Here is a 13,277-nt window from a genome sequence, read left to right on the forward strand (position 1 = left end):
TGGGAAAGCCGGGGGTCGAAAATCAAAAAGCCTTTATTCAAGGCACCATACCCAGTGCCGCTTTCCCGAGCTAACGGTGAGCGTGACCTACCCCCATTGTTGAACAATGTGACCGCGTCATTCCTCACCCTTGGCAAGGGGCCCTTCCTTGTGAAAGCATAGCGCCCGCTAACCCCGCCTCGGCATGAAGGCGGGCGTATAATGGGAGGAGACCAGCGCATGACGATGCTGTGGGAAAAGTCCTATCCGCCGGGCATCGAGTGGAACAGCGAACCGCCCCTGCCCACCCTGGTGGAGGATTTGGACAGCGCCGTCGCCACCTGGCCCGCCAATCCCTTCCTGGTCTGCATGGGCCAGACCATGGACTTCGCCACCTTTGGCGCCCTGTGCGCCCGCGTGGCGGCCAACCTGGCCAAGCTGGGCGTGGGCCCCGGCGTGCATGTCGGCCTGCACCTGCCCAACACCCCCCATTTCGTGCTGGCCTTCTACGCCGTGCTGAAGGCCGGCGGCGTGGTCGTGCCGCTGAGCCCCCTGGATGCGGAGCGGGAGCTGACGCACAAGCAGACCAAGGCCGACATCCGCCTGGTCATCAGCTTCGCCGGTTTGGCGGACAAGCTGCCCCTGGCCGAGGGGGTGCGGCTGGTGGTGGCCGGCCCCACCGACTTCGTCGGCCAGGGACTGCCGGCCGAGGCCCTGCCCGCCGGCGCCCTGCCCTACACCGCCCTGCTGGCCCCGGCGGAACCGCCGGCCGCCGGATGGCCCAAGCGCGCGCTGGACGACCTGGCGACGCTGCAGTTTTCCGGCGGCACCACCGGCCTGCCCAAGCCCGCCATGCTGACCCACCAGAACCTCAGCGCCTCGGCCGGGGCCTATGACGTGTTCAGCCGCTTCATGGGCCTGACGCCGGGTCAGGAGCGCATGATGGTGGTGCTGCCCCTGTTCCACATCTACGCGCTGGACACGCTGATGGTGCGGGCCATGCGCAACGGCTATTGCATGATCCTGCACCCGCGCTGGGACACCGACGCCGTGCTGGACAGCATCCGCGATCATAAGCCCACCCTGTTCGCCGGCGTGCCCACCATGCACCGGGCCATCGCCTCCAGCCCCCGGGTGAAGGACATCGACTTCAGCAGCCTGAAGTTCGTGGGCAGCGGCGGCGCCCCCCTGCCCGTGGAACTGGCCCATGAGTTCGAGGCGGCCACCGGCAAGCCGGTGTTGGAGGGCTGGGGCATGAGCGAGACCAGCCCCGCCGGCACCATCACCCCGCCGCACATGAGGAAGGTGGGCTCCGCCGGCATCCCCATGCCCGGCATCACCATCGAGATTCGCGACCTGGCCGACCCGCACAAGGCCCTGGGCGCGAATGAGAAGGGCGAGATTTGCATCAAGGGCCGCAACGTCACCCGAGGCTATTACAAGCAGCCGGAGGAGACGCGCGAGGCCTTTATCGACGGGCTGTTCCGCACGGGCGACATCGGCTACCTGGACGATGACGGCTTCATGTTCATCGTCGACCGGCGCAAGGACATGATCCTGTCCGGCGGCTACAACGTCTATCCCCGCGTGGTGGAGGAGGCGATCTATGAGCATCCCGCCGTGGCGGAGGTGATCGTGATCGGCATCCCCGACAGCTATCGCGGCGAAAGCGCCAAGGCCTTCGTCACCCTGCGCCCCGGCGCCGCCCCCTTCGGCCTGGAGGAGCTGCGCGCCTTCCTGGCCGACAAGCTGGGCCGGCATGAGCTGCCGGCGGCGCTGGAGTTCCGCGACATGCTGCCCAAGACCGCCGTGGGCAAGCTGTGGAAGCAGCCCCTGGTGGCGGAGGAACGCGCCAAAGCCACCCAGGCCACGGCAAGGACCGCGCCGGCGGCGGAATGAGTCCGCCTAACGACCTGAGATGCGACGGCGCCCCGGTGAAACCGGTGGCGCCGTCGCCGTCTTCGCGGGTATCTCCTGAAGCGCGTCCGCCCCGTATTCCCAAGGAACCTTGATGAGCACTCCGGCCACGAACACCCCGGCCACGAACACCCCGGCCACGCCCCCCCCGGAAAGCCGCGCCGACTATCGCCATTTCCAGCCCATCACCACCCGCTGGGCCGACAACGACGCCTACGGCCACGTCAACAACGTGGTCTACTACAGCTATTTCGACACGGCGGTGAACCAGCACATGATCGAGAAGGGCGTGCTGGCGCCGGACAAGGGTAGCGCCATTGCCCTGGTGGTGGAGACGCAGTGCCGCTATTTCATGCCCATCACCTTCCCCGACCGGGTGACGGTGGGCGTGCGGGTGGCGCACATGGGGCGCAGCAGCGTGCGCTATGAACTGGCGCTGTTCCGCAATGACGAAGACACGCCGGCCGCCGCCGGGCACTACGTCCATGTCTATGTCGACAACGCCACCCGCCGCCCCACCCCCATACCCGAGGACGTGGCCGCCGTGCTGCGCACCATGGTGGTGGCGCCGGGGGAAGGCGCTTAAGGCGCCGGGGTGGCCTGAGCGGCCAGCGCCCGGGTGCGGCGGCCCGGCAGGCCGGTGCCGACCGTGAAGCCCAGGCCGGCCAGGGCCAGGACCAGGTCGACCACCAGGGCCGCCACCGGCAGCTCCGTGCCATGGCTGGTGGCATGCGCCCCGGCCAGCAGCAGCAGGGCCACGCCCAGGGCCAGGCGCAGGGCGCGCGCGGCCACGACACCCGTGGGCAGCAGCAGGCTGAGCGGCGGCAGGGCCGCCACCAGGCCCCAGAAGCTCCAGAGATAGGCCGCCTCCCGCGCCAGGCCCGGCACCAGGGTCAGGCTGGCGGACAGGGTCACCGCCAGGGGCACGCCCCAGGTGACGCCGGCCCATGCCCGCTCCAGCCGGGGCAGCGGCCGGCCCCGGTCGCGCCGGCGGGCCAGGAAGATGGAAAAGCCGGTTGCGGTGACGACGCTGAGCGCCAGGCCCAGCAGCCCATAGGCCAGGCGTACCGCCAGGCCGCCGTAGGTGCCGCAATGCAGGGCCAGCGAGGCGCCGTACACGCGCATGCCCACGGGCCCCTGCAGGAAGCCCAGCGGCGCCAGCAGTTTGCCCTCGCCATCGAAATAGTTGCGGTCGCCTTGGGTCAACCCGTCGTGGCGGGTCATGTCCAACAGGATGCGCTGCCCCTTGGTCCCCGGCCGCTCGACATAATAAAACCGCGAGATGCGCTCGGCCCCGGGCGTGGGGTCGGCCACCTGGGCCTGCAGCCACGCGATGGGCGGCAAGGGCCGGGGGGCGGCGTCGGCCGCGACCTGCGCCCCACTCAAGGGGGCGTAGGCGCGGGCCAGGTCGCCCTTATAGCCCACCTGGGCCACGGTCAGGATCATCAGGCTGGCCAGCGCGAACAGCGCGCCGGTGACGGTGATGGCGATGTGGAAGGGCAGGCCCCAGACGCTGAGCCGGTTGTGCAGGTCGGCCAGGCCCAGGCGCCGCGCGCCGGTCAGCCGCAGGGCGAAGGCGTCGCGGAAGATGCGCGGGTGGGCCAGGATGCCGGAAAACAGCAGCGACAGCAGCGCGATGCCGACCGTGCCCACGGCCAGGCCCGCCCACACTCCCGGCAGGCTCAGTTCCATGTGGACCTCGCCGATGAAGTCGGTCCAGGCGTCGGACGGCGTGTCGGCCAGCACGCCGTCGGGGCCGGCCCGCCAGGTGACGGCCCCGGCCGGCGTAAAGGCGCGCACCGCCAGGTGGGGCCAATCGGGCCGAGGCAGCAGGGCGTAGAGGCCGGTCACCTTCTCCACCCCGCCGGCTTCCACCCCATTGGCCTGCCCGGCCGCGCGCGCCAGGCCGGTGGCCAGGGCCTGGTCCACGACCTCCGGCGCCAGGGCGGCGGTCTCCGGCGTGCCGGCCCATTCCCAGCGGCTGAGATCATCGGCGAAGACGGCGACGGCCCCGCTGAGGCAGACGATGTAGATCAACGCGCCCAGCCCCAGCCCCAGGGCGGAATGCCCGGCCAGGGAGGACTGGACGAAGCCGCCCTGGGCCCGGGAGTTTACGCGGGGCCGGGTCGTGACGGTGGTGGGATCGGCCTTGCGCCGGGCCAGGACGCGGGCGGCGATGCGCTTCAGCATGTCTTCCCCCTTCTCTTCAGACGCGGGACAGCCAGGCGGCCGCCACGGCGGCGCCGGCCGTTAGCGGCAGCAGCAGGCCCACCCGCGCCAGGCGCGCGTCCACCAGCGCCCAAGTCATGGCGATGCCCCAGCCGATGGGGCCGATGAAGCCGGCGGCCACCAGGCGGTCGGCCTCCATCCCGCCGGCGCGCACCGCCACCAGGGCCGCCACCGCCAGGCCGGTGGCGGCGGCCAGCGGGCCCGCCAGCAGGGTGCGGGCCGTCCCGCGCAGGAAGACGACCCAGGGCCGCCCGCCCGGCCCGGCCGGGGCGGCCACCGGCGCCTTGGGCGCGCGGTGCGGCCGGCGGCGCCGGTCCCGCCCCAGGATCACCACGCCGTAGCCCACCAGGGAGAAGGCCAGGACACCGATGACCACGGCCTTGTCGGCGTCGGCCACGGCCAACCAGCCGGCGAAGCCGGCGGCGATGAACCCCCAGCCCGGCAGGGTGTGCCAGCGCGGCGCCGTGGCAGAGGCCCACACCCGCCGCAGCAGGACGATGCCCAGCACCGTCAGGGCCAAGCCCCCCAAAAAGCCCATCGTCGCCGTCATGCCGTCGCCCAAATCCCAAGGATGTCGCGGGCACCCGGCCATTTTCCCCCGGCCAGCGCCCTTAGCGCCCGGCACTATAAATAAGAGTAATTCGCAATTGCAACTTCGAACATCATTCCCAGACGGCGGCGGCCCCGCCCAGCGGCCCCGCCGGCCGGTCCCAGGCCAGCGGCGCCCCCGCCACGGTGACCGGCGGAGCCAGGCGGCGGACGGGACCCCAGCCGGTCTGTTCGAGGACGGGATTGAAATCGGCGTCGGTCTCCGGCGCCAGGGGTGTCGCGTCCACTACGCCGGCCCCGCCATCCAGCAGCAGGCGGGCGGTGCTGGCCAGGGCGGTGCGGCCCACCGTGCCCTGGCCGGTGCGCGCCCGGTGCGCCAGGCCGCGCAGCGCCATGGCCGCCAGGATGTAGCCGGTGGCATGGTCCAGCGCCTGCACCGGCAGGGGCGTGGGCTTGTCGCGGCCCAGCAGGCGCATGCCGGCCTCGGCGATGCCCGCGCTCATCTGCACCAGGCTGTCGAAGCCGCGCCGGCCGGCCCAGGGCCCGTCCCAGCCGTAGGCGTCCAGGCAGACGTCGACCAGGCCGGGGTTGAGCGCGCGGCGGCTGTCCGCATCCAGGCCCAGGCGGGCCAAGGCGTCCGGGCGATAGCCATGGACCAGCACGTCGGCCTGGGCCAGCAGGCGCTTGAGGACCGCGAGGTCGTCGGCCCGCCGCAGGTCCAGGCGGGCACAGCGCTTGCCCAGGGTCATGTCCGGTTCCAGGTTGGGCTCCTCCCAGCCGGGCGGGTCGATGCGCAGCACCTGCGCGCCGCAGCCGGCCAGGAAGCGCGTGGCCGTGGGCCCGGCCAGGACGCGGGTGAGGTCCAGCACCCGGATGCCGGCCAGGGGCCGGGCGGGATCGGGGCGCCAATCCCGCGCGCCCTGCCCCGCCGCCTCCAGGGTCAACAGGGGGGAGGCCGCCACGGCTTGGCCCTGCGGATGCTGGGCCCAGGCGTCGGCGCCGCGCATCGCCGCGGCGCAGCCGCCGGCCGCGACCACCGCCGCCTCAAGGTCGTCGGCCGCCCAGCCGGCCACGGCCCGGGCCACCGCCGCCCGCTCCGCCGCCACGCCCAGCACGCGGAGCGCGGCGGCGCGGTGGTGCGGGGCGTTGGTGTGCAGGCGGATCCAGCCGTCGGCGGCGTGGTAGTCGCCCGCCACCGCGTCCCAGGCGGGCGGCAGATCCCAACCCTGGGGCCGCAGGGCGCAGCCGAACCAGGCGGAGGACAGGCGGCGGTCGGCCACCACCCCATCCGCGTCGACCAGGTCCGCGTCCACCAACTCGGCCAGGGCCAGGCCGGCGGCGGCCACCGAGGCCACGGCCAGGTCGCTGACGGCGAAGATGGACGGCAGGCTGCCGGCGCCGGTGAAGCGCACCCGGTCCGGCGCGGCGGGCGCGCCGCCCAGGGCCTGCCATATGCGGGTCAGGAAGCGACGGTCGGGGGTGGTCATGGTGGCTCTCCCTTGGCTACAGGAACGCCCCCGACGATGGACCGGTGACAATAATCGTCAATGTTGATTAACTGAATCAACGTTGACGAAGGTAATCAACTGGAGGATGCCCATGGCCGACCTGCTGACCGCCGCCCAGGCCGCTACCCGGCTGGGCGTCTCCCGCCAGACGCTGTACGCCTACGTCAGCCGGGGGCTGCTGCGCGCCCAGCCGGGCGGCGACACGCGCGAGAGCCGCTACCTGGCGGCGGAGGTGGACCGCCTGGCCCTGACCCGCATCCGGGGCCGCCGGCCCAAGGAGATCGCCAAGGCCACGCTGGACTGGGGCTTGCCGGTGCTGGAGTCGGCCATCACCCTGATCCAGGACGGCCACCTCTATTACCGGGGCCGCGACGCGGTGGACCTCGCCGCCCGGGCCAGCGTGGAGGAGGTGGCGGGCCTGCTGTGGCGGGTGGCGCCGGAGGAGGCGTTCGGCGGCCCCCCGCCCGCGCCGGCACCGGCCTTCGCCGTGGCCCAGGCCGCCTTCCACGGCCGCCGGGCGGAGGAGGCGCTACTGCCCCTGCTGGCCCTGGCCAGCGAGGACGCCGACACCGCCGCCTGGCAACGGGCGCCCGGCCGGCTGGCCCAGGGGGCGGCGGCGCTGGTGCGGCTGCTCACATCCTGCCTGCTGGGCACGGCGCCGGCCGCCACCCCCATCCACAAGCAATGCGCCAAGGCGTGGAAGCTGGACAAGGACGGGGCCGAGCTGGTGCGCATGGCCCTGGTGCTGTGCGCCGACCATGAGCTGAACGCCTCCAACTTCACCGCCCGCTGCGTCGCCTCCACCGGCGCCAGCCTGCGGGCGGCCGTCATCGGCGGGTTGGCGGCCCTGGGGGGCCCACGCCACGGCGGCCTGACCGCGCGGGTGGAGGCCCTGTGGGACGAGGTGGGCGCGGATGGCGAAACCGCCGCCCGCCTGCGCCAGCGCCTGGCGCGGGGGGAGGACATCCCCGGCTATGGCCACCCGCTGTACCCCGCCGGCGACCCGCGCGCCGCCGCCCTGCTGGCCCGCATCCTGCCCCTGCACCCCACCTGGGCCGTGGTGCAGGCGCAGACCCAGCGCCTGGTGGGCCAGCCGCCGGTGATCGACACCGCCCTGGTGGCGCTGCGCCGCCATCTGGGCCTGCCCATGGGCGCCGCCTTCGGCCTGTTCGCCCTGGGCCGCTCGCTGGGCTGGATCGCCCACGCCCTGGAACAGCACGCCGACGCCCAGCTGATCCGCCCCCGCGCGCTCTACACCGGGCCGCGGCCCACAGGCCAAATTGCTTAAACGCCCATGGCTGGCTAAATTGGTCATCATCGGAGGCAGCCATGCGCCAGGTCACCATCCACGCGGCCAAGACCCATCTGTCCAAGCTGATCGAAGCGGCCTTGAACGGCGAGGAGGTGATCATCGCCAAGGACGGCAAGCCCGTGGTTCGCCTCATCCCCATCAGCCGGGGCGGCTTCAAGATCGGCATCCTGGAAGGCAAGCTGGACGCCGGCCCCGACTTCCTCCCGCCCATGGCGGAGGACGAGCTGGACCTTTGGGAAGGCGGGCGGTGACGGCGGCCCTGCATCACAACCTGCCCTTGGTATCCGCCGATACCATGTTCGACGGCATCGTCACCCGCCTCTGGTAGCCCCGCTACATCCTGTCGCAGGAACCGGCGGCGGCGGCGCGCGCTTCCCGTCCTGGGTGGGCCCTCACCGGCGCTGCCCTTGGCACCCCTCGCGAGAAGGCGGCGACGATGCCCGGCAGAAAGCTTTTCCCCGACAGCGTGATCCCCCTGCCCGCCAGCCAGGGCCTGGCGACCCAGGGCCTGCTGATCAGCCCGGCGGAGCCCCGGCACCGGGCGGCCCCCATGTCCCTGCACTTCTCCCTCGCCCTGCCCGCGGGCAAGCAGCGGGAGCTGGAGGACAGGGTGGCGGCCGGCGAGGTCATCCCCTTCGAGGAGCAGGCGCGGAACTACGCCGCCGACCCCGCCGCGGCCGACCGGCTGGCGCGATGGCTGACGGCCCAGGGCTACACCATCGACCAGGTGACGCCCGACCACACCACGGTCTACGCCACCGCCCCCGCCGGCACCATCGAGGCCAGCCTGGGCGTGCGCATGGTGCGGGTGACGCGCGACGGCCACGCCTACACGGCGGCCTGCGACACGCCCAGCCTGCCCGACGACGTGGGCGGCCCGGTGTTCCACATCGGCGGCCTGCAACCCTTCCTGCGGCTCAACAAGCACTGCCGCATCAGCCACCACAAGCCGGCGCCCGATGAGGCCCCCGGCAGCGACATCACCGGCGACCTGGGCACGGCCGCGAAGAAGCAGAAGAAAAAGAAGAAGCCGGCGGCGGCCGACCCCACCCAGCCGCCCTACACCGTGCCCGCCATCCTGAAGGCCTACGGCGCCGACGGGCTGGGCCTGACGGGCGCGGGGCAGGAGATCGCCGTCCTCATCGACACCGTGCCCCTGGACGGCGACCTCACCCTGTTCTGGCGGGCCAACGGCGTCAGCGCGGACCTCGCCCGCGTCACCAAGATCAACGTCGCCGGCGGCACCCTGCCCTCGCCGGAGGGGGAGGAGAGCCTGGACGTGGAATGGACCAGCGGCATCGCGCCCGGCGCCGGCATCCGTGTCTACGCCTGCGGCTCCCTCTCCTTCACCGCGCTGGACCAGGCGCTGGACCGCATCATCGCCGACGCGGCCCAGCGGCCCGCCCTGCGCCAGCTGTCCATCAGCCTGGGCATCGGCGAGACCTATTTGCAGGGCCCCTCGGGCGAGATGGCGACCCAGCACCAGAAGTTCCTGAAGCTGGCGGCGGCGGGTGTGAACGTCTTCGTCTCCAGCGGCGACGCCGGCTCCAACCCCGACGACACCGGCCATTCCTCCAAGGGTCCCTTGCAGGTGGAGTATGAGGCCAGCGACCCCTGCGTCATCGGCGTGGGCGGCACCTCCCTGCGCCTGGGCGCCGACGGCCATGTGGCGGCGGAGGTGGCATGGCCGGGCAGCGGCGGGGGCAAGAGCGTGGACTTCCCCCGCCCGGCCTGGCAGGTAGGCAACGGCGTGCCGGCGGGCGGGCAGCGCCTGGTGCCCGACGTGGCCGGCCCCGCCGACCCCAACGAGGGGGCGCTCCTGTACCTGAACGGCCAGAAGGAACAGATCGGCGGGACGAGCTGGAGCGCGCCGCTGTGGGCCGGCTTCTGCGCCCTGATCAACGAGGCGCGGACCAAGGCGGGCAAGGGCGCCCTGCCCTTCCTGAACCCGCTGCTCTATCCCCTGCTGGGCACGCCCTGCTTCCGCGACATCACCCAGGGCGGCAACGGCGCCTACAGCGCCGGCCCGGGCTATGACCTGGTGACGGGCCTGGGCGTGCCCAACGTGGCGCAGCTGGTCAGCCGGCTGCGGGAGGCCTGAAGACGGGACAGCTGACGGCGCCGGCGGCGGTCAAACCGGCTGGGCCGTCACCTCCAGCATCTTCCTCACCAGGCCGACGCGGTCCACGTCGTGGCGGCGGGCCATCTCCCACTCCCCCACCATGATGGAGCTGTCGACGATGAAGCGGCAGCGCTCATACCGCCGTTCCATGTAGCGGGCCAACAGGTCGGCCAGCGGCGCGTCCTGGGGCAGCAGCTCGGCCAGCACCACGGCATCCTCGATGGCCATGCCGGCGCCCTGGCCCAGGTGCGGCGTGGTGGCGTGCACGGCGTCGCCCAGCAGGACCACCCGGCCCCGGTACCACGGCGCCGGCATCATCAGCACCTCCATGGGCTTGTACACCACCTGGGCCGGGTCGGTAATCCGGTCGCGCAAGGCCCCGATCAGGCCGCCGAAGCCTTTCATCCGGTCGCGCATCAGCTCATGCAGCCGGTCGGCCGGCATGCGGGGGTTGCCCGGCTCCTCCGACGTCACGAACAGGTACATGAGGTCGTGGGACAGGGGGCAAAGGCCGGCGTTGCCGTCCGGCCCCGTGAAGGCCGCCAGATGGTCGATCTCCGCCGGCCGGGGGAAGTTGTGGCGCCAGACCGACTGGCCGGTGAAGCGTGGCCTATGCCGCCCATCCTCCCCTGGACCGAACAGCAGGCCGCGCACCTTGGAGTAAAGCCCGTCCGCCCCCACCACGACGTCATAGCGGCCGGTGGTGCCGTCGCTGAACGTCACGTCCACGCCCGTGTCGTCCTGGTCCAGCCGGTCCACCGTGGTGCCCAGGCGCACGGCCGTGCCCTTCTCGATGGCCGCCCCGCTCAGCACCCTGTGCAGGGCCAGGCGTGAGATGCCCAGGTTGGCGGGGTACTGCGGCCCGGCCAGGCGTTGGCCGGGGATCTTGGCCAGCAGCCGGCCGTCGGGGGCGTACATGCCCACCGCCTCGAACGGGAAGCCGGCGTCGAGGTAGCGGTCCACCAGGCCCAGATCCGCCATGGCGCGCACGACATTGCATTGCTGGATGATGCCGACGCCGTAGACCGTCCATTCCGTCTGCAGTTCCACCAGGTCCACGGCCAGGCCCCGGTCGCACAGGGCCGACGCCAGGGACAGGCCGCCGATGCCGCCGCCCACGATCAGCACCCGGCCCACACGCTGCGCCATCGTTCCTCCCTCCCCGTCCGGTTGTTGGGCGTTTGTTATGGCGGCAACGGTACGGCGGGCGGCGGCATCGGTTGAGGCGTATTTTCCGATGCGGCCCCATCGGCGCGGCCGATATCAGGACCCGCCACCGACCGGCCTTGCGCTCAGCGAAAGACTGGCCCATCTATCGGTTTTGTCGTACCAAAGTGCGGCGAGGTATCGCCTCGAACAATAAAATAGGGAGGATGGGCGCCCATGCGTTTCCGCCGTTTCGACCTGAACCTGCTGGTGGCGCTGGACGTGCTGCTGGAGGAGCGCAACGTCTCGCGCGCCGCCCACCGCCTGCACCTCAGCCAATCGGCCATGAGTGGGGCGCTGGCCCGCCTGCGCGATTATTTCGATGACGAAATCATGGTGATGGTGGGCCGCGCCATGGTGCCCACGCCCCTGGCGCTGGCCCTGGTGGAACCGGTGCGCGACATCCTGATCCGGGTGCAGACCACCATCGAGGCGCGCCCCACCTTCGACCCCGCCACGGCCCAGCGCGTGTTCCGCGTGGTGGCGTCGGACTATGTGACCGAGGTGGTGCTGGCCCGCGCCATCCGCCGCCTGCGGCGCGAGGCGCCGGGCGTGCGGCTGGAGATCAGCGTGGTGGGCGACGACATCCACGACCGCCTGAACCGTGGCGACGTGGACCTGGTGATCTCCCCCGACGCCTACCTGACCAGCGACCAGCCCAAGGAAATCCTGTTCGAGGAGACGCACAGCTGCGTCGTCTGGCGCGACAACCCGGACGTGGGCGAGACCCTGTCATTCGAGCGCTATCTGGAGATGGCGCACGTGGTGGTGATCATCGGCGGCAAGCGCACCCCGGCCTTCGAGCAATGGTTCCTGGAGCGCTATGGCTACGCCCGCACCGTCGGCGCCGTCGCCCCCGACTTCTCCTCCGTCGCCTCCATCCTGGTGGAGACGGACATGATCAGCACCATGCACACCCGCCTGGCCCGCCTGTACGCCCAGCACCTGCCCCTGCGCGTCCTCCCCGCCCCCATCGAGTTCCCCCTGCTGACCGAGATGATGCAGTGGCACTACCAGTTCGACCGCGATCCCGGCCTGATCTGGCTGCGGGGGTATTTGCGGGAGTGCGTGGCGGAGTGAGGGCCGTGGGACGCCGCTGGAGCGGGCGGCGCCGGTTTCAGCCGCACGACCGGGACGCGCCGGGATAAGCCCTTTTGTGGAGGGGAAAGGGGAACAACGCTCTACCATTCAGGCAGGACTTGAAACCGCAGCCGATCTTTCAATTTCCCTGACGTGTGCGCCACGGTGCCGAACGCGCGGTACCCGGACGCCCATGGGACATTCTTGGAATAAGAAACCAAGGGAAACGACCATGATACTCCCCGCGTTACTGGATAAGATTCGAGCCAACCTGGCCCGATGGGAAGGCGAAATACTGTGGATGTATCTCGACACGGAGGGCTTGGTGACGGTGGGCTGCGGCACGATGCTTCCCACAGCGGAAAGTGCCGCCGCCCTTCCCTTCTATAACAAAAACACATTCCAAGCGGTGAGCAAGAGTGACATCGAATCAGCCTGGAAGGCCCTGGCAGCCGGCAAGGATGAGCAAAAAAAGGCGAGCCACAAGCACGCGGCGGCATACTACCGGGACAAGACGGACTTGCTGATTCAGCAGCAGACCGCAGACGATCTTCTCGATGTTCACATCAACGCCGACCACTTGCATTTGAAACTGATCTATTCAAATTTTGACAACTTCCCCGATGACGCGAAGATCGCGCTCTTTGACATGATTTATAACCTCGGCGCTGGGCATGGCAAAACACGACACCATCGAGCGACCGGGCTCATGGCCTATTCAAACATGAACCATGCGGTCAATAGCGGGAACTGGGCGGAAGCGGCAAAATGCTGTTTCCGGCACGGGATCTCGGCCGAGCGTAACCGACAGACGGCGGCCCTTTTTCAAAATTGCGCCGCCACTCAGAATGGGAGGAGTTCTTGAAGCTTGGTATTTTAAAAGGGCTGCAGGTTCTGGCCCTGATCCTGGCGGGTACGACGACGGCTTGCGCCGACGATCACGACCGCTTCCTCGGCAAATGGACCGATAATTCCCCGCAACGGGATCCCATCGGGGGTCTGGAGATCACCAACGACAAGATCACCCTGGGGAAAGTCACCTATGACGTGGCGCCACAGGGCACCTTTGGCCAGGGCACGATCTACGCCGTCAAAGGCCTGAACAGCAAGACTGATCCGCACGGATGCGGCCCCACCGGAAAGCTGACCTATCTGGTGGTCAACCCCTTGCCGCCGGACCCGTCCGTCAACCAGGACGCCATCGTGGTGATTTTCTACTCCGGCCCAAACGCACCCAAGCCGGAAACGATCAAAACCGACTTCGGCGTCTGCGGCCAGCACCCCTTTGGACGGAACAAGTGAAGCTTGGCAATCCGCGCCCGATGCCACCGACATGAGCCACCGCATTCCATCAATCCTGATGCTGCCTCTGTTG

The 13,277-nt window shown here is 70.6% G+C and carries 12 protein-coding genes; 8 read left to right on the top strand and 4 right to left on the bottom strand.

The genetic code is table 11. The annotated features are described in order from the left end of the window. The first annotated feature begins 219 nt into the window (after positions 1 to 219). Both UAJ10_RS18205 and UAJ10_RS18210 read left to right on the top strand, forming a co-directional pair. Positions 220 to 1,878, top strand: a complete 1,659-nt coding sequence (locus UAJ10_RS18205) for an AMP-binding protein (RefSeq protein WP_322916617.1) — start codon at positions 220 to 222, stop codon at positions 1,876 to 1,878. A gap of 112 nt (positions 1,879 to 1,990) precedes the next feature. After that, positions 1,991 to 2,482 (top strand): acyl-CoA thioesterase, encoded by a 492-nt coding sequence (locus tag UAJ10_RS18210; protein ID WP_322916618.1) that lies wholly within the window; start codon positions 1,991 to 1,993, stop codon positions 2,480 to 2,482. On the opposite strand, the gene UAJ10_RS18215 is transcribed toward UAJ10_RS18210, so the two are convergent. The 3 genes from UAJ10_RS18215 to UAJ10_RS18225 all read right to left on the bottom strand — a co-directional run bounded on the left by UAJ10_RS18215 (position 2,479) and on the right by UAJ10_RS18225 (position 6,161). Beyond that, positions 2,479 to 4,086, bottom strand: a complete 1,608-nt coding sequence (locus tag UAJ10_RS18215) for a PepSY-associated TM helix domain-containing protein (protein WP_322916619.1) — start codon at positions 4,084 to 4,086, stop codon at positions 2,479 to 2,481. The two genes, UAJ10_RS18210 and UAJ10_RS18215, sit on opposite strands and share 4 nt — an antisense overlap. A gap of 16 nt (positions 4,087 to 4,102) precedes the next feature. Beyond that, entirely contained in the window at positions 4,103 to 4,675 is a 573-nt protein-coding gene (locus UAJ10_RS18220) for a hypothetical protein (protein ID WP_322916620.1), read from the bottom strand. A 112-nt stretch (positions 4,676 to 4,787) separates the two neighbouring features. After that, positions 4,788 to 6,161 carry a CoA transferase gene (locus UAJ10_RS18225; RefSeq protein ID WP_322916621.1) on the bottom strand — a complete coding sequence of 458 codons (1,374 nt, stop codon included), beginning with the start codon at positions 6,159 to 6,161 and terminating at the stop codon, positions 4,788 to 4,790. 112 nt (positions 6,162 to 6,273) lie between these two features. On the opposite strand from UAJ10_RS18225, the gene UAJ10_RS18230 reads away from it, so the two are divergent. The 3 genes from UAJ10_RS18230 (at position 6,274) to UAJ10_RS18240 (ending at position 9,595) form a co-directional block, all read left to right on the top strand. Next, entirely contained in the window at positions 6,274 to 7,470 is a 1,197-nt protein-coding gene (locus tag UAJ10_RS18230; protein ID WP_322916622.1) for a citrate synthase family protein, read from the top strand. 41 nt (positions 7,471 to 7,511) lie between these two features. Beyond that, a complete protein-coding gene (locus UAJ10_RS18235; protein ID WP_322916623.1) occupies positions 7,512 to 7,745 on the top strand; it encodes a type II toxin-antitoxin system Phd/YefM family antitoxin in 234 nt (77 codons plus the stop codon). A 185-nt stretch (positions 7,746 to 7,930) separates the two neighbouring features. Then, positions 7,931 to 9,595 carry a S53 family peptidase gene (locus UAJ10_RS18240; RefSeq protein WP_322916624.1) on the top strand — a complete coding sequence of 555 codons (1,665 nt, stop codon included), beginning with the start codon at positions 7,931 to 7,933 and terminating at the stop codon, positions 9,593 to 9,595. Positions 9,596 to 9,625: 30 nt separating this feature from the next. On the opposite strand, the gene UAJ10_RS18245 is transcribed toward UAJ10_RS18240, so the two are convergent. Further along, positions 9,626 to 10,765: an FAD-dependent oxidoreductase gene (locus tag UAJ10_RS18245; RefSeq protein WP_322916625.1), complete on the bottom strand. Its 1,140-nt coding sequence runs from the start codon at positions 10,763 to 10,765 to the stop codon at positions 9,626 to 9,628. A 234-nt stretch (positions 10,766 to 10,999) separates the two neighbouring features. Between UAJ10_RS18245 and UAJ10_RS18250 the strand changes: the two genes are divergently transcribed. The 3 genes from UAJ10_RS18250 (at position 11,000) to UAJ10_RS18260 (ending at position 13,204) form a co-directional block, all read left to right on the top strand. Next, complete coding sequence (locus UAJ10_RS18250; protein ID WP_322916626.1) at positions 11,000 to 11,902, top strand: LysR family transcriptional regulator; 903 nt, start codon at positions 11,000 to 11,002, stop codon at positions 11,900 to 11,902. Positions 11,903 to 12,134: 232 nt separating this feature from the next. Beyond that, the gene (locus UAJ10_RS18255; RefSeq protein WP_322916627.1) at positions 12,135 to 12,767 is read left to right on the top strand and encodes a lysozyme family protein; all 633 of its coding nucleotides are present in this window, start codon (positions 12,135 to 12,137) and stop codon (positions 12,765 to 12,767) included. Beyond that, a complete protein-coding gene (locus tag UAJ10_RS18260; RefSeq protein ID WP_322916628.1) occupies positions 12,764 to 13,204 on the top strand; it encodes a hypothetical protein in 441 nt (146 codons plus the stop codon). Before UAJ10_RS18255 ends, UAJ10_RS18260 begins: the two co-directional genes overlap by 4 nt. The last annotated feature ends 73 nt before the right edge of the window (positions 13,205 to 13,277 follow it).

The organism is Nitrospirillum guaranorum (assembly GCF_034653275.1).
In the GTDB taxonomy this organism is placed as follows: domain Bacteria; phylum Pseudomonadota; class Alphaproteobacteria; order Azospirillales; family Azospirillaceae; genus Nitrospirillum.